At 44.5% G+C, this 23,940-nt stretch carries 26 protein-coding genes and 2 pseudogenes; 10 read left to right on the forward strand and 18 right to left on the reverse strand.

Translation table 11 applies throughout. The features are described from left to right. Both C7B77_RS04125 and C7B77_RS04130 read right to left on the reverse strand, forming a co-directional pair. The coding region (locus C7B77_RS04125; RefSeq protein WP_146138176.1) for a leucine-rich repeat domain-containing protein at nt 1-561 on the reverse strand (561 nt) is incomplete at its 3' end. A 272-nt stretch (nt 562-833) separates the two neighbouring features. Further along, nucleotides 834-2,459 (reverse strand): Ppx/GppA phosphatase family protein, encoded by a 1,626-nt coding sequence (locus C7B77_RS04130; protein ID WP_106300601.1) that lies wholly within the window; start codon nt 2,457-2,459, stop codon nt 834-836. 621 nt (nt 2,460-3,080) lie between these two features. Between C7B77_RS04130 and C7B77_RS04135 the strand changes: the two genes are divergently transcribed. Together C7B77_RS04135 and C7B77_RS04140 are read left to right on the forward strand one after the other, a co-directional pair. Next, a complete protein-coding gene (locus C7B77_RS04135; protein ID WP_106300603.1) occupies nt 3,081-3,260 on the forward strand; it encodes a hypothetical protein in 180 nt (59 codons plus the stop codon). Nucleotides 3,261-3,275: 15 nt separating this feature from the next. Then, a pseudogene (locus C7B77_RS04140) lies at nt 3,276-4,565 on the forward strand (leucine-rich repeat domain-containing protein); the annotation flags it as partial. A 156-nt stretch (nt 4,566-4,721) separates the two neighbouring features. On the opposite strand, the gene C7B77_RS04145 reads toward C7B77_RS04140, so the two are convergent. Both C7B77_RS04145 and C7B77_RS29085 read right to left on the reverse strand, forming a co-directional pair. After that, a complete protein-coding gene (locus C7B77_RS04145) occupies nt 4,722-5,306 on the reverse strand; it encodes a GNAT family N-acetyltransferase (RefSeq protein ID WP_181243698.1) in 585 nt (194 codons plus the stop codon). Between the two features lie 126 nt (nt 5,307-5,432). Next, the gene (locus C7B77_RS29085) at nt 5,433-5,759 is read right to left on the reverse strand and encodes a hypothetical protein (RefSeq protein WP_146138177.1); all 327 of its coding nucleotides are present in this window, start codon (nt 5,757-5,759) and stop codon (nt 5,433-5,435) included. A gap of 82 nt (nt 5,760-5,841) precedes the next feature. On the opposite strand from C7B77_RS29085, the gene secA reads away from it, so the two are divergent. The 3 genes from secA to C7B77_RS04160 all read left to right on the forward strand — a co-directional run bounded on the left by secA (nt 5,842) and on the right by C7B77_RS04160 (nt 10,599). Next, nucleotides 5,842-8,637 carry a preprotein translocase subunit SecA gene (secA, locus tag C7B77_RS04150; RefSeq protein ID WP_106300609.1) on the forward strand — a complete coding sequence of 932 codons (2,796 nt, stop codon included), beginning with the start codon at nt 5,842-5,844 and terminating at the stop codon, nt 8,635-8,637. A gap of 89 nt (nt 8,638-8,726) precedes the next feature. Further along, nucleotides 8,727-9,914: an AAA family ATPase gene (locus C7B77_RS04155; RefSeq protein WP_106300611.1), complete on the forward strand. Its 1,188-nt coding sequence runs from the start codon at nt 8,727-8,729 to the stop codon at nt 9,912-9,914. Beyond that, a complete protein-coding gene (locus C7B77_RS04160; RefSeq protein ID WP_106300613.1) occupies nt 9,904-10,599 on the forward strand; it encodes a DUF3226 domain-containing protein in 696 nt (231 codons plus the stop codon). Before C7B77_RS04155 ends, C7B77_RS04160 begins: the two co-directional genes overlap by 11 nt. Here the strand turns inward: C7B77_RS04160 and C7B77_RS04165 are convergent. Both C7B77_RS04165 and C7B77_RS29605 read right to left on the reverse strand, forming a co-directional pair. Continuing rightward, a complete protein-coding gene (locus C7B77_RS04165) occupies nt 10,596-10,817 on the reverse strand; it encodes a DUF6887 family protein (RefSeq protein ID WP_106300615.1) in 222 nt (73 codons plus the stop codon). The two genes, C7B77_RS04160 and C7B77_RS04165, sit on opposite strands and share 4 nt — an antisense overlap. Further along, nucleotides 10,817-10,993, reverse strand: coding sequence for a DUF6888 family protein (locus C7B77_RS29605; protein ID WP_181243699.1), 177 nt, complete (start codon nt 10,991-10,993; stop codon nt 10,817-10,819). The genes C7B77_RS04165 and C7B77_RS29605 overlap by 1 nt, the downstream gene beginning before the upstream one ends. 114 nt (nt 10,994-11,107) lie before the next feature. Here C7B77_RS29605 and C7B77_RS04170 point away from each other — a divergent pair, with 114 nt between their 5' ends. Further along, nucleotides 11,108-11,539 (forward strand): VOC family protein, encoded by a 432-nt coding sequence (locus tag C7B77_RS04170; RefSeq protein WP_106300645.1) that lies wholly within the window; start codon nt 11,108-11,110, stop codon nt 11,537-11,539. A 194-nt stretch (nt 11,540-11,733) separates the two neighbouring features. Here C7B77_RS04170 and C7B77_RS04175 read toward each other — a convergent pair whose 3' ends face one another. The 6 genes from C7B77_RS04175 to C7B77_RS04200 all read right to left on the reverse strand — a co-directional run bounded on the left by C7B77_RS04175 (nt 11,734) and on the right by C7B77_RS04200 (nt 16,802). Beyond that, nucleotides 11,734-11,955, reverse strand: a complete 222-nt coding sequence (locus C7B77_RS04175) for an acetyltransferase (RefSeq protein ID WP_106300617.1) — start codon at nt 11,953-11,955, stop codon at nt 11,734-11,736. Nucleotides 11,956-11,992: 37 nt separating this feature from the next. Next, nucleotides 11,993-13,177 (reverse strand): glycosyltransferase family 2 protein, encoded by a 1,185-nt coding sequence (locus C7B77_RS04180; protein ID WP_106300619.1) that lies wholly within the window; start codon nt 13,175-13,177, stop codon nt 11,993-11,995. A 25-nt stretch (nt 13,178-13,202) separates the two neighbouring features. Continuing rightward, nucleotides 13,203-13,763, reverse strand: a complete 561-nt coding sequence (locus tag C7B77_RS04185; RefSeq protein WP_146138178.1) for a hypothetical protein — start codon at nt 13,761-13,763, stop codon at nt 13,203-13,205. A gap of 234 nt (nt 13,764-13,997) precedes the next feature. Further along, nucleotides 13,998-14,390, reverse strand: coding sequence for a photosystem I reaction center subunit IV (locus tag C7B77_RS31635; protein ID WP_106300623.1), 393 nt, complete (start codon nt 14,388-14,390; stop codon nt 13,998-14,000). Nucleotides 14,391-14,643: 253 nt separating this feature from the next. Beyond that, nucleotides 14,644-15,993: a glutathione-disulfide reductase gene (gor, locus tag C7B77_RS04195; RefSeq protein WP_106300625.1), complete on the reverse strand. Its 1,350-nt coding sequence runs from the start codon at nt 15,991-15,993 to the stop codon at nt 14,644-14,646. Between the two features lie 269 nt (nt 15,994-16,262). Continuing rightward, a complete protein-coding gene (locus tag C7B77_RS04200) occupies nt 16,263-16,802 on the reverse strand; it encodes a peroxiredoxin (protein ID WP_106300627.1) in 540 nt (179 codons plus the stop codon). A gap of 245 nt (nt 16,803-17,047) precedes the next feature. Here C7B77_RS04200 and C7B77_RS04205 point away from each other — a divergent pair, with 245 nt between their 5' ends. From C7B77_RS04205 to C7B77_RS04220, 4 genes and pseudogenes are all read left to right on the forward strand, one after another. After that, nucleotides 17,048-17,473 carry a Fur family transcriptional regulator gene (locus C7B77_RS04205; protein WP_106300629.1) on the forward strand — a complete coding sequence of 142 codons (426 nt, stop codon included), beginning with the start codon at nt 17,048-17,050 and terminating at the stop codon, nt 17,471-17,473. Nucleotides 17,474-17,573: 100 nt separating this feature from the next. Beyond that, complete coding sequence (locus C7B77_RS04210; protein WP_106300647.1) at nt 17,574-17,813, forward strand: hypothetical protein; 240 nt, start codon at nt 17,574-17,576, stop codon at nt 17,811-17,813. Then, a pseudogene (locus C7B77_RS04215) lies at nt 17,810-18,262 on the forward strand (HNH endonuclease). Before C7B77_RS04210 ends, C7B77_RS04215 begins: the two are co-directional and overlap by 4 nt. 13 nt (nt 18,263-18,275) lie before the next feature. Next, nucleotides 18,276-18,626 (forward strand): DUF7677 family protein, encoded by a 351-nt coding sequence (locus C7B77_RS04220; protein WP_106300631.1) that lies wholly within the window; start codon nt 18,276-18,278, stop codon nt 18,624-18,626. Nucleotides 18,627-18,689: 63 nt separating this feature from the next. Here C7B77_RS04220 and C7B77_RS04225 read toward each other — a convergent pair whose 3' ends face one another. The 6 genes from C7B77_RS04225 to C7B77_RS04250 all read right to left on the reverse strand — a co-directional run bounded on the left by C7B77_RS04225 (nt 18,690) and on the right by C7B77_RS04250 (nt 23,330). Further along, on the reverse strand, nt 18,690-18,953 hold the full coding sequence (locus tag C7B77_RS04225) for a hypothetical protein (protein ID WP_106300633.1): 264 nt from the start codon (nt 18,951-18,953) through the stop codon (nt 18,690-18,692). A 111-nt stretch (nt 18,954-19,064) separates the two neighbouring features. Then, on the reverse strand, nt 19,065-20,090 hold the full coding sequence (locus tag C7B77_RS04230; protein WP_106300635.1) for an ABC transporter permease: 1,026 nt from the start codon (nt 20,088-20,090) through the stop codon (nt 19,065-19,067). A 39-nt stretch (nt 20,091-20,129) separates the two neighbouring features. Next, nucleotides 20,130-20,480: a four helix bundle protein gene (locus tag C7B77_RS04235; RefSeq protein WP_106300637.1), complete on the reverse strand. Its 351-nt coding sequence runs from the start codon at nt 20,478-20,480 to the stop codon at nt 20,130-20,132. Between the two features lie 47 nt (nt 20,481-20,527). Beyond that, the gene (locus tag C7B77_RS04240; protein WP_106300639.1) at nt 20,528-22,159 is read right to left on the reverse strand and encodes an ABC transporter substrate-binding protein; all 1,632 of its coding nucleotides are present in this window, start codon (nt 22,157-22,159) and stop codon (nt 20,528-20,530) included. Between the two features lie 442 nt (nt 22,160-22,601). Beyond that, on the reverse strand, nt 22,602-22,910 hold the full coding sequence (locus tag C7B77_RS04245; RefSeq protein ID WP_106300641.1) for a hypothetical protein: 309 nt from the start codon (nt 22,908-22,910) through the stop codon (nt 22,602-22,604). 111 nt (nt 22,911-23,021) lie between these two features. Then, nucleotides 23,022-23,330 (reverse strand): hypothetical protein, encoded by a 309-nt coding sequence (locus tag C7B77_RS04250; protein ID WP_106300643.1) that lies wholly within the window; start codon nt 23,328-23,330, stop codon nt 23,022-23,024. Between the last annotated feature and the right edge of the window lie 610 nt (nt 23,331-23,940).

Genomic DNA, 23,940 nt, shown 5'->3' on the forward strand with positions numbered 1-23,940 from the left:
GTCGAGTCCGGTTAAATTTTGCAAACTCGCTAGGGGCTTGACATCGCTAATTTGATTGGCGTGAAATTCAAGATATACTAAATCTTTCAAACTAGTCAGAGGCTTAACATTTTCAATCCGATTGCGATTGAGAAAAAGTGTCTTTAAATTAGTTAGGCTAGCTAAAGGTTTTAAATCGCTAATTTGATTGCGATTGAGGTCGAGTCCTTTTAAATTAGTTAGGCTAGCTAAAGGTTTTAAATCGCTAATTTGATTGGAATTGAGAAAGAGTGCTTTTAAATTTGTCAGACTGGCTAAAGGCTTTAAATCTTTAAGGCGATCGCCACTGAGGTAAAGTTCGGACAGACTTTTAAGTTTAGTATCGGCTTGTTGGCAGTCTTTAGTACCAGCTTTTAGCAACATTGCATCGATCGTCCGTTTGGTATCTGCCGGGACAGAATTTCGCTCCTGACACCAAGTTGCAAAACTTTTAACATTTGCTTGCTGTGCTGAAACTCGGATCGGAGGTAATGCGGAGAGTACTAATATTGAAATGCTTGTCAGTGCAAAAAGAATTTTCATAAGATAGACGCCCACCAATATAAAGAGTATTATGCATTCGCTAGCATCTACAACCACAAATATCCACAATCCGCAAACGATCGCTAAAAAATATCCGCACAACAGCAATATTGCGGAAATATAAGTTAGTCACATCTTTATTTATAGAAAAATAATCGGGTCGAGGTAAGATCTCGATCGATATTAACCAATGTGAGGCGGCATAAATTGGATTGCGATTTCACACTCCCCGCTCCCCGCCAAAATAGTAACTAAATTTACACCGTAGACTACTAGCCTTTTGTGGTAGATAATTTGAGATCGAACTCAGCTTCAAAAATCGGCTTTTTATAATCCAAACTCCAACATTCCAAAACGCACGCATCGGTAGGATTAGTAGGGAAAAATGTCAGATGGCACTCGCGGCTAATCAAATCGCAGTTGAGACGGACATCCTTAATCGCCCCGATCCTGCGCCTGTCGAGGGCGACAGCTACTCGTAAAATCGCACTGAGTTGAGAGACGATCGATCTTTGCTCTTTGGAGAGATTTTGGAGATTCTGATGTTTCTTTTTCGGCGGACTTTTGCGATGGTAGCGCGCGATATTGGCGATCGTATCGATTTCGGATTCGGTAAACCCCAGCAGTTCGCCATATCTAATTAAATAATAAGAATGCTTGTGATGGGCGTCGTGACTGACAAAGTGACCGCTATTGTGCAAGATTGCCGCACTCCAGAGTAACTGTCGAATCGTTTTGTCCCAAGTATGTATTTGTCCGTAAGTTTGGTCGAATAGGCTCAACGCGAGTTCGGCGACGCGCTCGGAGTGGGGGAGATCGACGCCATATTTACCCGCAATTTTGAGGGTACTGCGTTCGCGAATCGAACCTTGGTACTTGAGTCGATCTTCGATCAATCCCTGCGTCAGCATCCAGTCTACGATTACGCCTTCGCGGAGACTGCGCTCGCATACCGATAGAAATTGTATCCCCAGCAGTGTCATCGCTTCTTGAAGCACGACTGCGCCTGCGACGATAATTTCGGCGCGTCGCTCGGAAATGCCTTCGATTGTCGTCCGCTCGGTAACTGTCATGCGGCGGAGACGATTGATGAGATTGCGTAATTCAGCTAGATGAATCCCCGAACCATGGATGCGCTCGGGGACGTAACCATTTTTCTCTAAATTGAGGATCGTTGCTATTGTTTCGATCGTGCCTGAAGTACCAATCATTTTGGGCGTTTCACCCGGCTGGAGATTGGCTTTAATCTCATCGATGGCGCGCTCTAATTGTCCGCGCACGAAGGCTTGGAGATAAAGTAAGGCTCGATCGCTAACGGGATTGTTGGGGATAAAATCAGCCGTGAGGCGCACGGCACCAATTTTGGTACTGCTGAGGGTGCGCGGCTCGTGAGTATCGCCCAAAATTAGCTCGGTCGAACCACCACCAATATCGATAATAATATGCGGCGTGTTATTAAACTCGACTCCCGACAAGACGCCCAGATAAATCCGCCGCGCTTCCTCTTGTCCCGAAATAATATTAACGGCTAAACCCAATTCTGCCTCGATCGATCTGACAAATTCATGCCCGTTAGGGGCTTCGCGTACCGCGCTAGTAGCCACGGCAAAGATCTGTTGTGCGTTAAGACTTTTGGCAACTTCCTGACACCTTCTGAGGGCACCAAAAGCCCGATCGATCGCCGCTGGGGTGAGGTTACCCGTCAAGGGATCGCGATCGCCCAAACGCACGGTTTCCTTCTCACGGGCGATCGTACTAAAGGCTGGTAACTTGGTGACTATCCGCACGACAACCATATGTATCGAGTTGGTGCCAATATCGATCGCGGCAATAATCGGATCGCTGGAGGATCGATCTCCATCGATCGTGGCTGAAGCTTCTAGTACCACATTTACCATAGGGATTTCCAGCCGAGTGAGAGGACGTTTGTCATTATAGACAAATCAATTGCAAAAACGGTACCAACAGGATCTAATTTACCTTGATGGTGGGTTTCGATACAAGTCCCAGAAACTAACCTGCGATTTCAATCGCGGCTGATGATGCATAATGTCTGCCTACGCAGACTGGGAAATGGTTGTCGATCTGCTCCGCTCCCATACCGCCCTGAAATAAATTTCGGGCTAAGAGCATAAGTTCTCTAAAGAGAACTACCGGATTGCATTTAGTCCATTTCAATCGACTTTCGCTCTGAACAACTAATTCATTTGAGGGCGGTAATCGATCCCAACCCAGCCATCCTCGATCGAATATCTGCCTATGTCAAGGTCGAGCGAGGTTTATTTTCTATTATCATCGATCGCCCCCAAGGCCAGGAGGGAATCAGTTTGGCCGGGGGTTAAGCCTTTGACATTGGTGATGGTTAATCATCAATAAAGGGAACAATAAAACTAAAGCTGCAATTGATACCTTAGTGATTTATGGGACAAACAGCAACCACCATATGGGTTTTAGGTTGTTTGAATAGATCGATCGAGCTACACCCGATGGCAAGTTAATAAATCGAAGGGTTAACCGCCGTGACTACATCAGAATTAGAAGAATTAATCGTTCGGGCAAAACGCGAACAATGGATCGAACTCGAACTTAATGGCAAAAAATTAAAAAGCCTGCCAGAATCGATCGGCCAACTCACAAATCTGAGAATACTTACCCTTGTTGGTGATGAACTAGAAAGTTTGCCTAAACAGATCGGTTAACTTACTAACCTTGAAGTTCTCTATCTTGGTATGAATCAACTAAAAACAGTACCTGAAGAGATCGGTCAACTCGTTCACTTAGAAAAACTTGCATTGAATAGTAATCAATTAGAGAGTTTACCAGAGTCGATCGGTCAACTCTCTAACTTAAGAGAACTTTTCCTTAATTACAATCAATTCGAGATTTTACCAGAATCGATCTGTAAACTCACAAATCTCACAAAAATCAACCTTTCGGGAAATCGACTAATGAGTTTACCTGAATGGATCGGTAAACTCACTAGCCTTACAGGTCTTAGCCTTAGTCAAAATCAATTGAAGACCTTGCCAGAGTCGATCGGTCAACTCACTAATCTGGAAAGGCTCAACCTGCATCAAAATCAGCTACAGAGCTTGCCAGAATCCATCGGTCAACTTACAAGCCTCAAAGGGCTTCTGCTTGATGATAATCAACTAGATAGTCTGCCAATACAGATCGGCAAGCTCATCAATTTACAACAACTGAATATTGGTAATAATCAATTCAAAATTTTGCCAGAGCAGATTGAAGAGCTTGCTAACCTTACACATATTAATCTCAGTCTTAATCAGTTGAAAAATTTGCCGAGGTGGATAGATAAACTTACAAAACTCGAACATTTCAACCTTAACGCTAATCAATTAGAGAGTTTGCCAGAAGAGATTGGTAAACTCTCTAGTTTGGCATTTTTCGACATTTGTGACAATCAAGTAACGGATTTACCAACATCGATCGACAAACTCACCAATTTAAAAGGTCTTAACCTCGCTTATAATAGAATAAAAAACTTACCAGCGTCACTCTGTAAACTTAACAAGCTTGGAAACATCGCTCTTGTCGGCAATCCTTTAAGCGATCTGTCCATACTGCAATCTATAAAAAAATTAGAATCAGTTGAATTTTTAGATGTCGATTTATCTCGACGCTATTGGACAAAATTAAGAGAGTGGCAGTCGCAATGGTTATTAGATGAAGAAAATGCTGAAGTTAGAAGAGTGCTAATTCAGCAAATTGGCTACGAGCGGATTTGTCAAGAACTAGGTGCTGTTTCTATCGATACTTGGCGAGAGTATAGTTTGTTAAAAATTGATAATTTTGAGATATTTTATGATGAAGACGAAGAGGAACGAGAAAAGCGAGAACCACTAATATTGCTCAAAATGACCTGTCCTTCTACAGTACATATCCACATCCTCAGAGTACCGCCAGAAATGACCAGTGCCGAAGCCGCAATTACTTGGGTTAATCATGACATTCATCCCGATCGATTTTCTGTTCAAACCTAATAATTTCAAGAGAACTATCGATCGATTCAAATAAGAATTAGCTCTCGATACTTTATATTTGCTCGCTAAATTTTTCGATCGTTAAAATAATTTCGCTGGCGTTAAGTCAATCCCACTAAACTTAACGTCAGCCATCCCAATCCTATCTATAACCTTTTAAAGATCGAGGCAATTAATTCGAGCTAACTGACAATACATAATCACTCGATCGGATATTGGCAATCCAGCTTCTGACTCTTTGAGTCTAATCTGCTGAAAACCAGTTGTCAGTTCGGCTTCATCAACAGGGCAAAATCCCATTTTTGAATAGAAAGGAGCATTCCAGGGCAGATCCCGAAAGGTGGATAATGAGACGATCGAATATCCCTGCTGTTTTGCCCAATTGCAAACCGTCTTTATCAATGCCGAACCAATTCCTCTGCGTCCATGTTCGGGTTCGACATCAATTTGTTGGAGGTAGAGCGTCTCATCTACTTCGCGCGCAATCGCATATCCAACCACTATTTCATGACAATCCACAGCTACCCATACTCGCTTAGCTTGGTATTGTTGCCGTACAAAATCTAGTGATAGTGGCTCATCATTTACTAAAAAAGCATAGGGCGTATCCAGAAACAGTACGGCGGCAGAATTTTCGATGCGAGACAGCAGTGGTAATTCTTCAAATCGAGCCGGACGAACCCGATAATTTGATTCAAAAACTGTCATAAACGATCGATCGATATTCTCTGTTAATGGCATCCAAATTTTAGCAAAACGAATCTGCTCTAGCCACATATAAGTCTAAATTGCGGTATTTATTTGTTGGCAGATAATGAGGGTGGATCTTGAAATACGCTCGATCGAGGAAGTTACCTTAATTTAGATTTAATTAATAGGGTAAAATAGCTTAATTATGACGAGCGAAGACAAACCGATCTGTACTACCTGCATTCTCGCGTTCGCGTAGCGTCTCTTCTGGAGAATCGTTGCCCTAGCAGCCACCTGGATCGATCGGATTGTCTTCATGACCCAGCCCGAAAATTCTGCCATGATAGACTTCATGCGTGCTGCCGATCTAATCATACCGCTACTGCACGATCTGACGACCCGTTCGTGCTGGCAGCCGCTGCCTGTATATTTATGGTAGGCGCAGGTAGATAGCCCGTCATTCGGCATACCGCACACCCATAAATCAATCGCTGATGATACCATAATATAGATACGAAAGCTGTAAAGATATAAATACTTCAGCACTCATATTTTTTAGATTAAACTCCCCTATCGCTTGCCCACTATGCTGAAAAAATTATTTGGCGATCCCAACGCTCGCAAACTGAAAAAATATCAACCGATCGTTGCTGAAATCAGCCTTCTAGAAGAGGAGATGCAGCAACTCAGTGACGAACAACTCAAAGGGAAAACAACAGAATTCAAACGCAGATTGGAGCAGGCGAACAACGACGAGGAAGAAAAGGAAATCCTCGACGAAATTCTTCCTGAAGCTTTTGCTGTAGTCCGCGAAGCTGGTAAACGCGTGCTCGGGTTGCGCCACTTTGACGTGCAAATGCTGGGGGGAATGGTGCTGCACGAAGGGCAAATCGCCGAGATGAAGACTGGGGAGGGTAAAACCTTGGTAGCGACGCTACCAGCGTATCTAAATGCGCTTACAGGCAAGGGCGTTCACGTCATCACCGTCAATGATTACCTCGCACGACGGGATGCGGAATGGATGGGGCAAGTTCACCGCTTCTTGGGGCTATCTGTCGGACTGATCCAATCGGGGATGAATCCGCCCGAGCGGAAGAAAAACTATAGCTGCGATGTCACCTACGCTACTAACAGTGAATTGGGGTTTGACTATTTGCGGGACAATATGGCTGAGTCGATGGCGGAAGTCGTCCAGCGTCCATTTAACTTCTGCATCATCGATGAAGTAGACTCAATCCTCATCGATGAAGCGCGCACGCCGTTGATTATTTCCGGTCAAGTCGAACGTCCGACCGAGAAATATCTCCAAGCTGCCGATATCGCGCGCGGTTTGAGTAAAGAAAACCACTACGAAGTAGACGAAAAAGCGCGGAACGTTTTGCTCTCCGATGAAGGTTTTGCCGAAGCAGAAAGACTGCTAGGCGTCACGGATCTCTATGATGAAGCCGACCCTTGGGCACATTATGTATTTAATGCGATCAAAGCCAAAGAGCTGTTTACCCGCGATACCCATTACATCATCATGAACGATGAAGTGACGATCGTGGATGAATTTACCGGACGGGTACTAACGGGACGCCGTTGGAGCGATGGTTTGCACCAAGCTGTCGAAGCTAAGGAAAAAGTCAAAATTCAGAACGAAACTCAAACCCTAGCGACGATTACTTACCAAAACTTCTTCCTACTCTATCCCAAACTCGGCGGGATGACGGGTACGGCCAAAACCGAAGAAGTCGAGCTAGAAAAAACCTATAAAATTCAGGTTACCGTCATGCCCACCAACCGCGTGCGCCAACGGTACGACTACCCCGATGTCGTCTACAAAACCGAAGAAGCCAAATGGCGCGCTGTCGCGCAAGAATGCGCGGAAATGCACGAAACTGGTCGTCCGGTACTAGTAGGTACCACCAGTATCGAAAAATCTGAAATTCTCTCGCAACTGTTGCATCAATTAGAAATCCCCCACCAACTGCTGAATGCCAAACCAGAGAACGTCGAGCGGAAATCCGAAATCGTCGCTCAAGCCGGACGTAAAGGTGCCGTCACGATCGCGACTAACATGGCAGGTCGCGGCACGGATATCATCTTAGGTGGTAACTCCGACTATATGGCGCGCCTGAAGCTGCGGGAATACCTCATGCCCCGCATCGTCGCCCCCGAAGATGATGGTAACTTTAGTCCGGCGACTGTGGCTGCGGCACAACAGAGCAAGGCTTCTGGACAAGGTTTTGGCAGCGGTAAGAAAGCAAAAACTTGGAAAGCATCGCCTGATATCTTCCCCACCGAAATCTCTAAAGAAACCGAAGCATTACTTAAAGATGCGGTAAATTTTGCCGTCGGATACTACGGCGAACGCAGCTTATCCGAACTCGATGCCGAAGAAACCATCGCCGTCGCCTGCGAAAAAGCACCAACCGAAATCGAAGCCATCCAAAAGCTGCGGAATGCCTATAAAGCCATCCGCAAAGAGTACGATGCTTTTACATCTGTCGAACACGACGAAGTGCTAAACAACGGCGGCTTACACGTCATCGGTACCGAACGTCATGAATCCCGTCGCGTCGATAACCAACTGCGCGGACGTGCGGGTCGTCAAGGCGATAAAGGTTCCACTAAGTTCTTCCTCAGTTTAAAAGATCCGTTGATGCAAATCTTCGGTGGCGATCGAGTCAGCGGCTTAATGGATGCCTTCCGCGTCGAAGAAGACATGCCCATCGAGTCCAAACTGCTCACCAACAGCCTCGAAGGTGCCCAGAAAAAGGTCGAAACTCACTACTACGACATTCGCAAACAGGTATTTGAATACGACGAAGTGATGAACAATCAACGTCGCGCCATCTACGCCGAACGTCGTCGCGTCCTCGAAGGTCAAGACCTCAAGGAACAAGTAGTTAAATATGCCGAACGCACGATGGACGATATCGTCAACGCTTATGTGGATCCAGAGCTACCACCCGAAGAATGGAACCTCGAAGGCTTAGTCTCTAAAGCGCGGGAATTTGTCAATCTCTTCGACGATTTGACACCCACCCAAATCGACGATATGACCTACGACGAAATCAAAATCTTCATGCGCGAAGAAGTGCGCCGAGCCTATGATATCAAAGAAGCTCAAATCGATCGAGTGCAAGCCGGACTAACCCGTCAAGCCGAACGTTTCTTCATCCTCCAACAAATCGATACCCTCTGGCGCGAACACCTCCAATCGATGGACTCCCTCCGCGAATCGGTCGGTTTGCGCGGTTACGGTCAAAAAGACCCGTTAATCGAGTACAAGCAAGAAGGTTATGAAATGTTCTTGGAAATGATGACCGATATTCGTCGGAATGTGGTCTACTCAATGTTCCAATTCACTCCCGAACGCCAAGCTCAAGCAGCATAAAGATTATCTCGATTCGATGCAATATCCCCGACTTCTTCAAGAAGTCGGGGATATGTCTTAATCCCAACTAATATATTAATAGGGGATAAATGATTAAGGATATTGAAATTACTAATTTTAGATGCTTCGATCGACTCAAAGTATCTGGCTTCAAAAGAGTCAATTTGATTAGTGGCAAGAATAATGTTGGCAAGACTGCTTTATTAGAAGCTATATTTTTAAATAGCACCCCTACAAAAGACACACTATTATCTGTAATTGATTCAAGAATTAATTACAGTATCACTAATAAAGCAAAAGAATTGTCCGAAAAAGAATGGAATGATTTATTAAAGAATCAAAATGCTGGTATTTTTTTTAGTATTGATTCTGTGTCTGAAAATCGAAACCCCAAAAAAGTTACCGTCTTTATAATGAATGAACAGAGCAATATTAGTGAATTAAATATTATTCTAAGTGGTATTTTGAGCGAGGTTTTTGGCAAGATACTAGAGGACAATATTAATGAAGATGGTGAAAAAAAGGAATTTATAGACCGTCAAAAAAAACAGATAGAAAGAGAAGTATTAAATAATAATAAAGCACAAGATGTAATTGTACTACGAATAGAGAGCGACGATAAAAAATCTCCTCAAACAATTATACTGCCAAAAACCACAACGATTGCACTTGAAGGTAATCAATTCAGAGGCAATAATACGAAACATCGCAGCAATTCTTCTTTTATCCCATCAAATAAACGTTCTTCTAGTATTGAATTAACATTAGAATTTGATAATGCAAGATTGGAAGACCGAGACAAAGAAGTTTTAAATGCATTTCAAATCATAGATCCCTCACTCGTTTCTGTCGAAAGTTTTAGCATTCCCGAACCAACTATTTACCTAAAGCGTCAGGGCGAGAAAAGAATGCCGCTGTCGCTATTTGGCGATGCGATGAATCGGATGGCTGATATTATTTTGAAAATCATCAATAATCAAGATAGTGTTCTGCTGATTGATGAGATTGAAAATGGTATCCATCACTCAAATCAGGTTGCCTTTTGGGAATTTCTGTATAAATTAGCCGATCGATTGAATGTACAAATTTTTGCTACGACTCATAGCTTGGAAATGACAGAGGCTTTTATCAAAGCAGGACTAGATCGACCAGACTCAGCCGCTCATTTCGAGTTAACTAGACATGAAAAAACTAATAGAATAGTTGCAATTAATCGAGATCTAGAAACCTTGGAATATGCGATCGAGCGTCATAAAGAGGTGAGAGGTGGGGCGTAATATTTTAATTGTCGAGAGTAATAATGATAAATATTTCTTTCAGTCAGTAATCAAACATATGAATCTTGATATTTCAATATCAGCTCCTATTTTTTTAGATGAAGATTGCCGAGTGATGGATGGCTCGGACAAAGATAAGTTGACCAAAGCCCTAAAAGATCTAAAAGCTGACATTCAAAAAGAAGATATCGATCGAGTAGGCATTATTCTGGATATCGATCGACATTCAGAAGCCGATCGAATTAAATTTATTAATGATTATCTGATTAAGGTATTTCCCGAAGCGACACCACTCGATCGAGTCAACCAGTTTATCGAATTGAATTTTGATGATTATCAGATCCAGCTCGCTTGCTATTTTACCAACGTTGATGGAAAAGGAGAGCTAGAGACAGTTTTAAAAGCTATTAAGAGTCAAGATTCGACTCATGCTGATTGTCTAGAAAGGTGGCGCGAGTGTTTGATAAGTAATAGCAAACAAATTACTGATAAGAATTTTGATAAACTATGGGTGGTTAACTATATTCGCTACGATACTTCCACGAAAGATGATAAAAAAGATGCAGCTAAAAAGCTCACGCTTAATTATGCTTTAGAAAACAAATCTTTTATATGGAATTTAGACCATCCAATATTGGCTGAATTAAAAGTATTTTTTAGACTATTTAACGATCTTTCTCTTTAATTATTAAGATCGCGCTGCGCTTTATGAGCTTGCATTTTTTGCTCGATTGCCACTTGGATTTTGCGATCGAAATCTGGATCGCCTACTTTGGTAATGACCTCTCTGGACTGACTTCGATATCTTTCTAAATAAGCTTGAAAAGCTTCTTCATCTCGGTGACTCAAGAAATATTGCTTTAGCTCTAGATCTGTCATATCAGCATAGTTAACTGGATTCATCAAAAAACTTCTCCTGCTGAGGTAATTTCTGTGACAATTTCTTCATCATGCCCTGCCAAGATGAATAAGTTAGCTGTTCTTTTATCGATACAAACTAGATGTATGGGCTGAAAACTGAGATAAGTTAAGTAATAACTGACTCTATACAATCCATCTAGCTGTTCGGGAGTGGGCATTGCAATGACATAACAGAAGTATAAAGCGATCCTAACATTTTTATCGAGTGCTCTATCATGGAAACAAAATAAATACGCGATCGACCCCATTTAGATAATTTTGGAGGAGTTATGATGCTTGCAGGCAAGATTATCCGGATCGCTCGATCGACCGATCGACTCGATGAAGTTGTTAAATTTTACACTGATGGGTTAGGGTTGCAAATTCTCGATCGATTTGAAAATCACGAGGGATTTGATGGTGTGATGCTGGGATTCCCAGGATCGCCTTATCACCTTGAATTTGTCCACCAACAGGGACATGTCGTGGGTCGCGCTCCCACACTAGATAACTTGCTTGTCTTCTACATTCCAGATCCGCAAGAATGGCAACAGGCGATCGATCTCCTCAAGACGGGCGGGTACGAGCCTGTAAAGTCTTACAATCCATACTGGGATACGAATGGAGTCACTTTTGAAGATCCAGATGGTTACCGGATTGTCTTAGAAAATACGGATTGGGATCTCGGTGAAGATTCTGTCACAAACAATACAGAGACGATGTAATAGGTAAGCAAAGTGGCCGATTTTGAAGGGTTTAGCTTATTTGCTCACAAGTTCCTCATCTTTACAAGTCATACTTTAAATTTTTAGCTCAAACTCGATCGAAGAACGGTACGACGATTTTAGCGGCAATTGCCATCGTCGTACCGTCCCAAGCAGCCGATGTGACTCTGAGTCGATCGAGTGTGTGGGTCGATCTAGTTGGCTGGGTTAGAAGTTCGATAGTTAGGATCGATCCAGCAGCGGGGTAAATCTTCACCCGATGCAAATGTGAGATCCTGCTTGGAAAATGGTGCGGGATCTTGTTCTTCTTGACCTTCTTGAATTCTGCCCTCGACTTCATTTTTGAGCGGATCGAACAGAGTTTCCAGATCTTGGATTTCGACCATGGTATCAGAGCTTTTATCTTGCAGAAACATTGGTAGTAAGGAATATAGGACAGGGTGGGTGTGAAAATTATCCAGCCGCGCGATCGTCTTTAAGAAGTGCCAATTGTTGGCGGAGTTCGGTAATTGCCGTCTTAATATCGATCGGCTGCCAGTGCATCGGTGAGTTTTGATGCTGATACTGGGTGACTTGCTCGAACAATCTGCCAAAGGTTTGCGGTCGATCGAGTTCGGTTCGCAACCAGTAAGCACAAACGCCTAATTTGCTAGCGATCGGTTCTAGTTCTTTAACTGAAACTTGATATCCCGCCAAGAACTTGTGCCATACGGATCGCAACTTGCGGCGCGAGCCAAATCGGGAGGCGATCGCCTCTGCTGGTTCGACTTTAAATGAGGCATCGACGGACATTTGAGTCCATTTGCTCAATTGGTTGGCTAGTCCCACAGGCGAGCGTCCAGAGGCTCTAGCGGAGGTGATTACCTGCACGCGGGGACTGTGCCGAAATCGCGCGTTAACGCGGAGTAGAGACTGATAGAAGGCTTCATCTTCTGGCGTGTGTACCGGGGGAATTCCGCCTGCGGTGGCATACATTTCGGCGGTAACGGCCAGACTCGCACCATAATGTTGGTAATGGCGCGGTAACGGATCGTAGGGATCGGGATCGAGATGATATTCCATCTGCGCCACTAGAGATCGATAGCCCACTTCTTGCAAAAAGTAAGTGCGAGCTTGGCGCGAGAGGCTGTGACGGCTGCGGCGATCGGTAAGAATGCGACCGCCCACAGCGTCTACACCCGCGTTAATCTCGTCGATGGTGGCGGCAATCCACGTCGGGGCGACTCTGGTATCGCCATCTGTGGAGGCAATAATGCCGCGATTGCGTCCCAAACTCATCAAACGGCGATACGCTTCATCCATCAGCAGTTTGCGGACATAGCCAATATAGGCGTGCTCTGGTGGCAATGTCATTTCGGCTACGTGGATGGCGAGCTGAGGATGTTCTAGGGCAAACTTCCGCGCGATCGCTGCCGAATCATCGGTACAGTTATTTGCTAGAATAATTAGCTCGTAACGGTTGGGATCTAGAGGTTCGCCCTGGGTATCGATTTGGTGTGCGAGTGCTAAGAGTGTTTCTTGAAGTGTTTGTGCTTCGTCTTTGACTGGGACGATGACGCTAACTTCACACTCAGCTCGCGGCGGGACGCTGGTTAAAGATGTGTGGAAATCGCTAACATCAACGGACTGAATAATCATGTTTTTTGATTAAATATTCAGTTGCTTAGCTCGCTTTCCGAATTGTATCTTTAAGATCGTTGGCCGCATCTTTAAGATCGTCACCTTTATTTTTAGCGTTTTGCTTCAGTTCATCTACGCCAGAACTGAGGTCGTCTGCAAATGTTTTAGTATTTTCTTTGAGGTTGTTGTAGCCTCTTTCGGTACCTTTGGCAACATCTTCAGCGGTTTGTTGGGCAGAACGGGCGACACCTTTAGCACCATCGCCGACTCGATCGGGAATGCTGCGCTCGTCTAATTGTTTGCCAAGTTGTTTGAAGGGATTGGTAACGTTCTTTTGCAGTTCGCCAGATTGTTTGATATTGCGCTCGGCTTTGGCAGCAGCTTCGGATGTATCCATGCGGGGATCGACATCGCTATAGTTATTCATGCCGCCTTCAGGCTTTTCGATCGTCTTATATAGTTCGGTAACTTTACCTGGGCCTGGGTTAGCTGGGTTGGGGCGGACGCCACTACCAGAGGTCATTTTTTCACCCGCAGTTGTTGGATTACCGCCACAGGCAGTAGTGGTAACTAATAGCATGACTGCAAATAAACTTAGTGTCATTTTGATAAATGACTTAAATTTAAAAGACAGTACTGTTTTTTTTAATGCTTTAATTAAGTTAACCATTGTTCGCAAAATTCATATTTACTACAAGGTCATCATATCCAATTGACACTGATAACTCACAGCTTCTAAAGAGAGACTATCAGATCTATCTTTAGGTAGATACATGTCAAAATAGGTAGGGAAATCGCACGATTTGCCCTACCTATTCTCAAAAGTTTAATATTAATATTAGCGGGCGTCGGTGCCTTGATTGGCAGCACCTTCAACGTAGGGATCGTCTACGGATGGTGCTTCTGCCCCAGCACCCGGTCTGACATCTCCTGTCATGTTACCAGAACCAGTGCGGCGGGTAGCTGGCTCGATCGTGGTTTGTTTGCCGCCAGATGCAGCAGTGGAGAGAGTTTTTTGGCTGGGTGCGGCGGTTTCTTGTAATTCGTGCAAGCCAAAGTTATTGGTGTTGACGCCTGCATAGTTAACTTTTTCAAACCGGACGATTACTGGATATTTAATTCCGCTTTTGTCCATGGCGGCGACGATACCTTCTTCGCGATACCAGTAAGATTCTGGTCTAAGTATCCGAACTTTAGAACCACGTTCGATCGTGAGCTTGTTCTCGTTCATATTTCGAGCTATTTATATTACTTTTGAGCTGATATTATGTTATCAAACCACCTCGCGATCGAGTGTCTATCTTTTGGTAGATAACGTTAGTTTTAGATCTAAAATCTACATTTACTAATGACAAGATAGAGGAGGGAAAATTCCTGAATTTTCCCTCCTCTATTCTCTTAACTAACTGTTCTTCCTTATCGAGAGGCTACACTAACGGGCTAAGAGGGCTGGGGTGAAGCAGTGCCCTCTAGGAATGGGCTACTTAGCGCATGGTGACAAATTCTTCGGCAGAGCTGGGGTGGATACCGACGGTGGCGTCAAAATCGGCTTTCTTCGCGCCCATTTTGACGGCGATGGCTACGCCTTGAATGATTTCTGCGGCATGGTCGCCAACCATGTGCGCGCCGAGAACGCGATCGGTTTTACTATCTACTACCAGTTTCATCAGGGTGCGATCCTGTTTGTTGGGTAGGACATAGTACATCGGACGGAAATTACTCCGGTAGATTTTGATGTTATCACCGTGCATTTCTCGCGCTTCTTCTTCGGTTAAACCGACTGTGGCTGCTTCGGGGGTGGTGAATATGGCGGTTGGGATATCGGCATAGTTCATGACGCGGGGTTTATTGCCAAATACGGTATCGGCAAATGCCCGACCTTCGTTGACAGCCACGGGTGTAAGTTGGATCTCATCGGTACAGTCGCCTACTGCATAGATATTTTCTACATTCGTCTGGCTATTGGCATCGACCAAGACTGCGCCTTCATGGGTTTTGACGTTGACATTTTCTAGCCCCAAATTAGCTGTATTCGGCTTGCGTCCTAGTGCGGCTAGGCTGATGGCATCGGCTAAAATTGTCTGTTTGCCATCTTTAGTAATGACAGTGACGCTCACGCCATTATCGGTTTTTTCGATCGATAGATCTTGAGCGTTATTGATAATATTCACGCCATGACGGATCATCCCTTCTTGGACTGCCGATCGCAAGTCGTTATCGAAACTCCGTAAAATCAGCTCTGGGCGAATAATCTGGGTAACTTCGGTACCCAAACCATTCATAATACAAGCAAACTCACAGCCGATATAACCAGCACCGAGAATGACAATTTTCTTGGGTTGGGTAGGCAGATAAAACATCTCATCCGAGATCAGCGCATGTTCGATTCCAGGAATCTCTGGACGAAACGGATGTCCGCCAACGGCAATCAAGATTTTTTCGGCGGTGACGGTGCGATCGCCTACTTGCAGCGTATGATTGTCGATAAACTTCGCCCGTGCGGGGATAACTTCTACTTTGGATTTATCTAGCATCGTCTGATAAATCCCATTGAGCCGGAGTAACTCATTATCGATCGCCGAGATCATTTTCGGCCAGTCTAACTGACTTTTAACGGCACTCCAGCCATAACCTTCGGCATCGGTGAATAGTTCTGGAAAGTGGGAAGCATACACCATCAGCTTCTTGGGAATACAGCCACGATTGACACAGGTACCGCCGAGTTTACTATATTCAGCAACACCCACCTTGGCACCATATTCTGCTGCCCGCCGTGCTGTGGCAATCCCTCCAGAACCGCCACCAATTACGAATAGGTCAAAATCATAACTCATGTATTGTGTGTCCTTCTTACCCAGAATTTGGAGATGTAGCGAATCTGCTGTGTAATCGATCGAGGTTGACTAAAGATCGAGATGCTCGATAGCTATTATTTAATTTAACGTTTCCTGACTGGTTAAGGCTGACGGTAAATCCGAGTGGATTACCCACCACCAATTTACCTCGTTCTCAAAGTCGAGAAGAGGAAACTGGGGTGGGCTAAACTTATCGCTGTGCGAATGGTATAGATAGATGTTGGTTTACGCTAACCAATCTCTAGTATTTAACCTTTGACACTTTTCAAGTAAGCCAACATGGTATTAACGTCAGATACTTCAAAAGGATCGGTTTCACAGTTGTCACTGTAACCAGGTTCGATGAATGCTTGCTCGACTTTGCCGTCGTTGACGACCATCGAGTAACGCCAAGAGCGCATTCCGAAGCCTAAGTTGGACTTTTCGACCAACATGCCGATTTTACGGCTGAATTCACCGTTACCGTCAGGTAAGAGCTTGACGTTTTTCACTTCCATGTTTTTACCCCACTGGAACATCACGAAAGCATCATTGACGGATACGCAGTATACTTCGTCAACGCCCAACGCTTTGATTTCATCGTATGCTGCATCGTAGCCAGGGAGGTGGCTAGTGGAGCAGGTAGGGGTAAAGGCACCAGGGAGGGAGAAGACAACTACTCTTTTACCTGCGAAGATGTCTTGTGTAGTCGTATCCTGCCATTTGTAAGGGTTTGGCCCTTCAACTGATTCGTCGCGCACGCGAGTCTTAAATACAACGTTGGGCACTTGTTGGTTGACTACAGCCATGATTTACTCCTAAATTTAATTAAATATTTTCAGCGCACAGTCGTTCGCGACAACTAGCAACCGAGCGATCTGAGCTACACATATCTCAGAATAATTCTAATTTAGGAATAAGTCAAGAGTAATAAGCATACTTAATTAAGAATATTTAAAATTTAACGAGCGTTCTGAGAAAATCGGGATTATAATTGGTGGTTACAGTACCTCTCTACTAGCCACTAGTTTTCTAGTCCCTAGTCCCCCTCGCAATGAGCCAATCAACAGACGCGATCGTCAAAACACTCAAAGCCAAAGGCTTGCGGGTCACGCCGCAACGATTCGCCGTGTACGCCAATCTCCTCTCGCGTAACGATCATCCCACTGTCGAACAACTTTTGGTAGATTTGAATCAGTATTGCCCCGTCTCTTCGCAAGCGACAATCTATAGTTCTTTACAAGCTCTGCGCTCGGCGGGATTGATCCGCGAAGTATTGCTGGAAGCTGGCGTATCGCGCTACGATGCGATCGTCGAACCGCACCATCATTTCCACTGTCAACAATGCGGCGCGATCGAGGATATCGGCTGGGATGAGCTACCTGTAGTAGCATTCGATCGACTCAGAGCGGGTCTTAAAGCACAGACATACGAAACTACCGTGCGCGGCTATTGCGAAAGGTGCAGTCAATCAGATTAATTTTTAGGTATGGGATTAAAGGCATCAGAAGTGCTCAATGCCAGCAAATAACTCGCGATCGATTAGGCTAAGATAGAAAAACTAATTGGGATCGATCGAGATGATTACTCAAACAATGGTACAGCCGTCGTTCTGGATCGAAGTTGGTATCCAGATCCAAAAGGTGCGTGGACTCAATCTTTTTAAGTTTACTGACGATCTTCAAGCCCGTCTTGAAGTTTTAATAGATCGTCAAAAAGCCGATCTCCTTACCACCGAAGAAACCAGCGAACTTGCTGGTATTACCGAACTCGATCGCATTTTTACACTAATGAACGCTCGAATTATTGCTGAATCATGACCATCAGCATTGCCACTCGTTTGCGTATTCGTCAACGTGCTAATTTTTTGTGTTAATACTGCCATTCTTCTGAGGAGGCTAGTACATCACTATTTACAATCGACCATCTCCACCCTCAATCCCTTGGTGGTGAAGATGATGAGGATAATCTTGCCCTTGCCTGTCATCGATGTAATGGTCGCCGTTATAACTTCATAGAAGCTTTAGACCCCGAAACACAGACAGTTGTCACCCTTTTTAATCCCAGACAAAATCAATGGATCGAACACTTTATCTGGTCTGCTGACGGACAAAAGATGCTAGGTCTTACGCCCATTGGTCGCGCTACAATCGAGCGACTCGATGTGAACGATGAGTGTCATGACGATGGATCTATTCAACGAGCGCGTCGGCTGTGGATTCGCGGCGGTTGGCATCCTCCTGCCAACGATCCGCAGCAGTTAGTGTAGCTTGTCTCTAATCATGAAATATGTTTCAGAAGATTTACGTGGAGCAATTATTGGCTTCGTTGTGCTGTTGAGTAAAGGACTAATTGACGATGACAGGTGGGATTGGAACATTGAAAAAATTGATTGGAAGCACTACCAATCCGGATTCACAGATCCTACAATTTTAAGAACCACAATGGCCGTATTCATGAACAATCTGGAGCTTGATGAAACCAACACCGTTGTCAATTATTACGAAGCTAGATTTAGGGCGTTTCAGTACTTCAGAGCACATATCGATCCGTTGTATCCTATTGCCAGCATTACGCCTGTCTTTAATTCATCCGAAATAGAAGAGCCGGATTTTCGCAAGTGGGAGGCTTAGGAAAAAGTAGGGCGGGTACTGCCCACCACATAAGTTTCAGTCGATCGACCGACCGATTTATTCTTACATAAATGGAAAAATATCGTCGCCCGATTCAGTAAGAGTTCGAGTAGTTTTAGCTAAACCCAGATCGATTGCTAATAAATCGATACCATCAATTAACTTGGAGCGGAAAGTTTCAGAGATTGATAAATTCTCATAACAATGAAATCTGAGGTCGGCATCTGTTTGGAATTTAGTTAATGCAGCATTTAAAGGCGACATAACTCCATAAGCTGCCTCAGCTTTTTCAATCGCTAATGGTGGAATAGGCGTAGAGTTTCGCAAGAAAGCTAGATCGATAAGATCGCGAGAATGAACGCTAGGAGTTTTCTGTCTTTACTAACGATCGGGATACTAACAATTACATCGGTTAATGCCACGATCGGATATATTAGTCTAATACTTGATACGTGGATCGATCCAGGCGTTAATTAAATCGATGAGAATACTGGCAATTACGACGATCGCGGCAAAGAAGACCATAATGCCCTGAACGGTGGGATAATCGCGATTGGAGATGGCTTCGTACAATTGACTTGCCAATCCTGGCCAAGAAAAGGTAACTTCAGTTAGAACCGCGCCACCCAAAAGGGAAGCAGTTGTCAAACCCAAGACGGTAATCACTGGAATCATCGCATTTTTGAGCGAATGAGAGATCAGAATCTTCTGTTCGGGAATACCTCTGGCTCTGGCGGCTTCGACATATTCGGCTTTCATACTTTGCTTGAGATTCACCCGCACGATCCGTTCAAAAATGCCGCTAAGTAGAACGCCTAGTGTCAGACAGGGTAAAGCCAGATGATGGAGCGAGACAAAAAAGCTGCCTAGGTCGAAATGCAATAAACTATCGATCGAATATAGTCCGGTAATTCTGGCTGGCGGTGTTAAGTTGGCCGGAAATCTGCCGCCGAGGGGGAAAATACGTAATTGCACGGCAAAGATTAATTGCAATAACATCCCCACCCAAAAAATCGGCAAAGAATAGCTAATTATCCCAAATAATCTCCCGCTGGCTTCGGAAACCGTGCCGGGACGAGATGCCGAAATCGTGCCGACAGTGACGCCGACGATAAAAGCCACTAACATACTCCCGATCGCGAGTTCTAATGTGGCAGGAAAGTTTTCACGAATGACATCTACAACATATTTCCCAGAACTAGTAATCGACTTACCAAAGTCTCCCTGGAGGAGATTGAATAAGTAACTAAAATACTGCACGTATATCGGTCGATTTAGTCCTAGTTGTTCTCTCATTTCTGCTTTGACTGCTTCCGAGGCACGATTGCCTAAAAAGGCATCTGCCGGATCGCCAGGTGTAGCTTTGAGTAAGAAAAAGACCAGGGTAACGATCGTCCATAGCATCAAGGGAGCTAGGAGCAATCGTGCAGTCAGGTAGTACTGGAGGGTTTTGGAGCGTGACATAATATTTAATTGATAATTGATAATTGATAATTGATAATTTTAGATATTCTTTGATGTTTTAATGATGGAAGTTAGGAGCTTGATTAGCTCTCCTATGTCTGCATAGATAGATTCATAGCTTTTTTCCTCAATATAGTCAGAATGGAATAAAAGATCTAGCCAATATTCTGTCTCTTTAGCTTCTTTGAGGGCAATTGCCAACTTGTGAATAAAGTCTGCCTTGCTCTCACCTTGCTCGGCTTCTCTAATCAATGCTCCAACTGCTGTCCCGCTTCGCAAGACTTGCTTGCTCAAGATATATTCTCTCTTTTGCTCGGTTAGATACTTGTATAGCTTTACTATCCGTAACGCGAAATCAAAGGATTTATCCCTAACAATAGATCTACTCACTACTTGTTTTATCCATTAATTATCAATTATCAATTATCAATTATCAATTATTTCCTCATTTGCGAATACAACAAATTCTGAAGCGGATCGAGCTGGATGCCGCTCATGCCTTTTTTGGCGAAGACAAAATCTTTGGTTTGCCAAAGGGGAATTAGGGGTACATCTTGTTGAATGAGGGTTTGAATATCGGCGTAGATTTGCTTGCGTTTGGCGGGGTCTATTTCTTTGCCTTGAGCGGCGAGGAGTTGATTCATGCGATCGCTATGGTAGAACGATCCTTGCGATTGGCTGCTGCCGTCCTTACATCCGGGGAGTTTCTTGTTAGTTTTTTCATCGAAATTTTGTGTGGGGCATTCGAGGAAAGGTTGGACGAAGTTGTCAGGATCGAGAAAGTCGGGGTACCAGTCTTGGAGGGTGGCTGGATAGATATTTTTACTGGCGTATTTAAAGAATGATGCCGATTCGATCGTGTTTGGTTCGATTTCTAGTATTCCGCCTAATTTTTGTCTGGCGTAGGCGCGGAGAAAGCCCGCAGTGAGGCGGCGCGGGTTGGAGCTGGAGGGATACCAGATTTGGATTTTGGCGGGGTTTTGGGGCGAAAATCCGGCTTGGGTGAGGAGTTGTTTGGCTTTGGCGATATTGCCATCGCCGTAGGCGGTTTTAAAGACTGGTTGGGAGACGCTAAAGGTGCTGGGTAAGATGCTGTATAAGGGGCTGCCCTGGCCGTACAAGATGCGTTCGTTGATGGTGGGTCGATCGATCAGTGCGGCGAGTGCTTGACGGACTAGGGGGTTATCTAGGGGCTTCTGGAGGACGTTGAGGATCAGATAACTAGTCACGCTACCATCGATCGCGATCGATTGCCATTTGCCTGCTTTGGCTCCTTCTTCGAGACTTTTTACCTGATCTGGTTCGAGAGCTTGGAAGGCAACATCGACGGCTCCGGTGCGGAAGGAGTTAAATAGATTGGCGGAGTTACCGTTGAATATCTGGAGATTGACGCCGCGATTGAGAGGTTTGGCACCCCAATAGCGATCGAATGCGGTGAATTTTACTCGATCGGTACCGTATTCGGTAAGTTTATAAGGCCCCGTGCCGACAAAAGTATTGGCTTCAAATTGATTTTTGCCGATTTTATAAGCTTTGGGAGACACCGCACAGGTGCCAGGGAAGGCCAAGACGGAAGCCAAGGCACTAAAGGGTTTTTTGAGCTTAATTGTCAGTTCGTAAGTCCCCGTAGCGGTAACTGTCTCGATCCGATCGGATAATAGGGACGATGGTTTACCTTTGTTTTGAATGAAGCGTTGGAGCGAAAAAGCCATCGCAGCGGCATCAAACGCGGTACCGTCGTGAAAAACGACTCCCTGACGGAGCGGAATCTTATACGTCAAACCATCGGCACTAACGGTGGGTAAAGCTGTGGCTAGCTGGGGTTTGAGTTCGGTGCTACCCGGATCGTAAGTATACAACCTGTCGCTCAAATTCCGAATTAAGGCGATCGATCTCAGTTCGTAAGCATCCGCCGGATCGAGGGTGCGCGGTTTTTGAGTCGTCCCAACCGTAATTCTACCCTCATCGTTACTGGCGATCGCCGTTGGCGAATTATTGCTGCTTTGCGAGCAACTGGTTACCAGCAGTAGCGCGATCGAAACTAAGCTAACATGACGCCATCTATTCATAGATGTTTGCAATTACCATAATAATTTAAGAGCCGATCGCCTTGGCGGCAGCCTCTCCCTAGAGACGGCCATTGGATCGAGAGTATCGTCATAGGCTGCCAATTACCTAACGAATCCAAATTACCATAAGGTCGGTTACTTAATATATAACGACGGGGCAACCTTCGATCTGTGCCGTTCGATCGAATCTCTATGTTTGCGGACATGTATCGAGTCGAGCGAGTATAACAACCAAAAACAACTCGCTCACTTACGCAATTTGGTAAATGAGCGAGTTGTTTGAGATCTGGTTGTTATCTAAGTTCGGATTTAATTGGTTCGTGCGACACGGTTGCCATTACCGAAGCTAAGCAAGATTATCTGCGGCGGTTGTGACGAACATTGTTAATATCGCTACGATTGAACCGATCGACACGGTTGCCATTACCGAAGATAAGCAAGATTATCTGCGACGGTTGTGACGAACATTGTTAATGTCGCTACGATTAGATTGATCGACACGGTTGCCATTGCCGAAGATATCGACAACTTGATTGTTATCATTGGCACTACCAGTATTCTCAAAAGTGCGACCACCAGTATGAGTATTGCGAATGGTGGAAATATTTCTTTGATTGACGACGTTGTTATTGCCAGTAATGACGGTGCTTTGGTTGTTAGTATTGACACTAGCAGTATCGGCACGAGCGGGAAGAGTCAGACCGAGTGTAGCAACGCCTAAACCGAGAACGAGGATAGATTTGAAGTTCATGATGTGAGGATTCCTAATAGGTAAGCGAATTGAATCAATTAAATATCGATCGAAGAGTTTAAATAGCGGCGGTTGCCAGTGAAGTAAAGTGACAACCGCAGTCAAATTTGATTAGCGGCGGAGGTTGACGCGAACGTTTTTGATGGTGCTGTCGTTCTTTTGCTCGACACGGTTGCGATTGCCGAAAATATCCACACCTTGGGAGTTGTCATTGCTGCTGCCAGTGCTTTCAAAAGTCGAACGACCGATGCCAGTACTGCGAATGACAGAAGTGTTGCGTTGGTTGACGACGTTTTTGTCGCCAGTAATGACGGTGGTTTGGCTGCTGGTGTTAACACTAGCAGTATCGGCACGAGCGGGAAGAGTCAGACCGAGTGTAGCAACGCCTAAACCGAGAATGAAGATAGATTTGAAGTTCATGAGCTGAGTATTCCTATTTAAGTAGCGATGTTTTAGTGTTTACTGGCACTCAAGACAACAAATATTAGTGAGTTAATTTCGGAAAACTGGAGAGATTTAATTTAAACTTTAATCTGTGTTTTCGAGGCGTTAACTGTGTGTTTGAGTTGTGTCTTTTGTGTTCGTACTAATATCTACAGATCTGTGGATTCACTTTCCGTAAATCTTCGCAAATAAAATTTCGATCGAAGTTAAATGCTGCTTTAAACCCTGTCTGATAAGCATTCTGAAAAATAAATCCCCGATCTTGGTAATTTTCGATCGACATCGCACCAGCATGTCAAGTGCATAATTTCTATTACTGACAAATCATCTAGATCGATCGATCGTCAAATAAAGTTTGAGGGAGCGACCTAGATTATCGATCGCTTACCCCGTGATTTTTAATCCAGTCGCTACGATCTTCTTCCAAATCGAATAGGACTGCGATAGTAAAGCTATATGAAAAACTCAAATAGCTCATTTACATACATTAGTAAATGAGCTATTTGAGCTAGAAAGAGTTATTAAACAAATTTAGATTTAAAACCGATGGCAACGGTATTAGTAACGGCGGGGGGTGTAGCGAACG

The sequence above is a fragment of the Chamaesiphon polymorphus CCALA 037 genome (genome assembly GCF_003003845.1).
Taxonomy (GTDB): domain Bacteria; phylum Cyanobacteriota; class Cyanobacteriia; order Cyanobacteriales; family Chamaesiphonaceae; genus Chamaesiphon; species Chamaesiphon polymorphus.

What these genes read in the sequence shown, in the direction of transcription:
- C7B77_RS04210 (WP_106300647.1), top strand. Translation starts at nt 17,574, where the DNA reads ATGATTACTCAAACAATGGTACAGCCGTCGTTCTGGATCGAAGTTGGT.
- C7B77_RS29085 (WP_146138177.1), bottom strand. Translation starts at nt 5,759, where the DNA reads ATGGTATCATCAGCGATTGATTTATGGGTGTGCGGTATGCCGAATGAC.
- C7B77_RS04145 (WP_181243698.1), bottom strand. Translation starts at nt 5,306, where the DNA reads ATGCCATTAACAGAGAATATCGATCGATCGTTTATGACAGTTTTTGAA.
- secA (WP_106300609.1), top strand. Translation starts at nt 5,842, where the DNA reads ATGCTGAAAAAATTATTTGGCGATCCCAACGCTCGCAAACTGAAAAAA.
- C7B77_RS04130 (WP_106300601.1), bottom strand. Translation starts at nt 2,459, where the DNA reads ATGGTAAATGTGGTACTAGAAGCTTCAGCCACGATCGATGGAGATCGA.
- C7B77_RS04170 (WP_106300645.1), top strand. Translation starts at nt 11,108, where the DNA reads ATGCTTGCAGGCAAGATTATCCGGATCGCTCGATCGACCGATCGACTC.
- C7B77_RS04240 (WP_106300639.1), bottom strand. Translation starts at nt 22,159, where the DNA reads ATGAATAGATGGCGTCATGTTAGCTTAGTTTCGATCGCGCTACTGCTG.
- C7B77_RS31635 (WP_106300623.1), bottom strand. Translation starts at nt 14,390, where the DNA reads ATGAACGAGAACAAGCTCACGATCGAACGTGGTTCTAAAGTTCGGATA.
- C7B77_RS04155 (WP_106300611.1), top strand. Translation starts at nt 8,727, where the DNA reads ATGATTAAGGATATTGAAATTACTAATTTTAGATGCTTCGATCGACTC.
- C7B77_RS04245 (WP_106300641.1), bottom strand. Translation starts at nt 22,910, where the DNA reads ATGAACTTCAAATCTATCCTCGTTCTCGGTTTAGGCGTTGCTACACTC.
- C7B77_RS04230 (WP_106300635.1), bottom strand. Translation starts at nt 20,090, where the DNA reads ATGTCACGCTCCAAAACCCTCCAGTACTACCTGACTGCACGATTGCTC.
- C7B77_RS04250 (WP_106300643.1), bottom strand. Translation starts at nt 23,330, where the DNA reads ATGAACTTCAAATCTATCTTCATTCTCGGTTTAGGCGTTGCTACACTC.
- C7B77_RS04180 (WP_106300619.1), bottom strand. Translation starts at nt 13,177, where the DNA reads ATGATTATTCAGTCCGTTGATGTTAGCGATTTCCACACATCTTTAACC.
- C7B77_RS04175 (WP_106300617.1), bottom strand. Translation starts at nt 11,955, where the DNA reads ATGTTTCTGCAAGATAAAAGCTCTGATACCATGGTCGAAATCCAAGAT.
- gor (WP_106300625.1), bottom strand. Translation starts at nt 15,993, where the DNA reads ATGAGTTATGATTTTGACCTATTCGTAATTGGTGGCGGTTCTGGAGGG.
- C7B77_RS04220 (WP_106300631.1), top strand. Translation starts at nt 18,276, where the DNA reads ATGAAATATGTTTCAGAAGATTTACGTGGAGCAATTATTGGCTTCGTT.
- C7B77_RS04200 (WP_106300627.1), bottom strand. Translation starts at nt 16,802, where the DNA reads ATGGCTGTAGTCAACCAACAAGTGCCCAACGTTGTATTTAAGACTCGC.
- C7B77_RS29605 (WP_181243699.1), bottom strand. Translation starts at nt 10,993, where the DNA reads ATGCCCACTCCCGAACAGCTAGATGGATTGTATAGAGTCAGTTATTAC.
- C7B77_RS04165 (WP_106300615.1), bottom strand. Translation starts at nt 10,817, where the DNA reads ATGAATCCAGTTAACTATGCTGATATGACAGATCTAGAGCTAAAGCAA.
- C7B77_RS04185 (WP_146138178.1), bottom strand. Translation starts at nt 13,763, where the DNA reads ATGACACTAAGTTTATTTGCAGTCATGCTATTAGTTACCACTACTGCC.
- C7B77_RS04205 (WP_106300629.1), top strand. Translation starts at nt 17,048, where the DNA reads ATGAGCCAATCAACAGACGCGATCGTCAAAACACTCAAAGCCAAAGGC.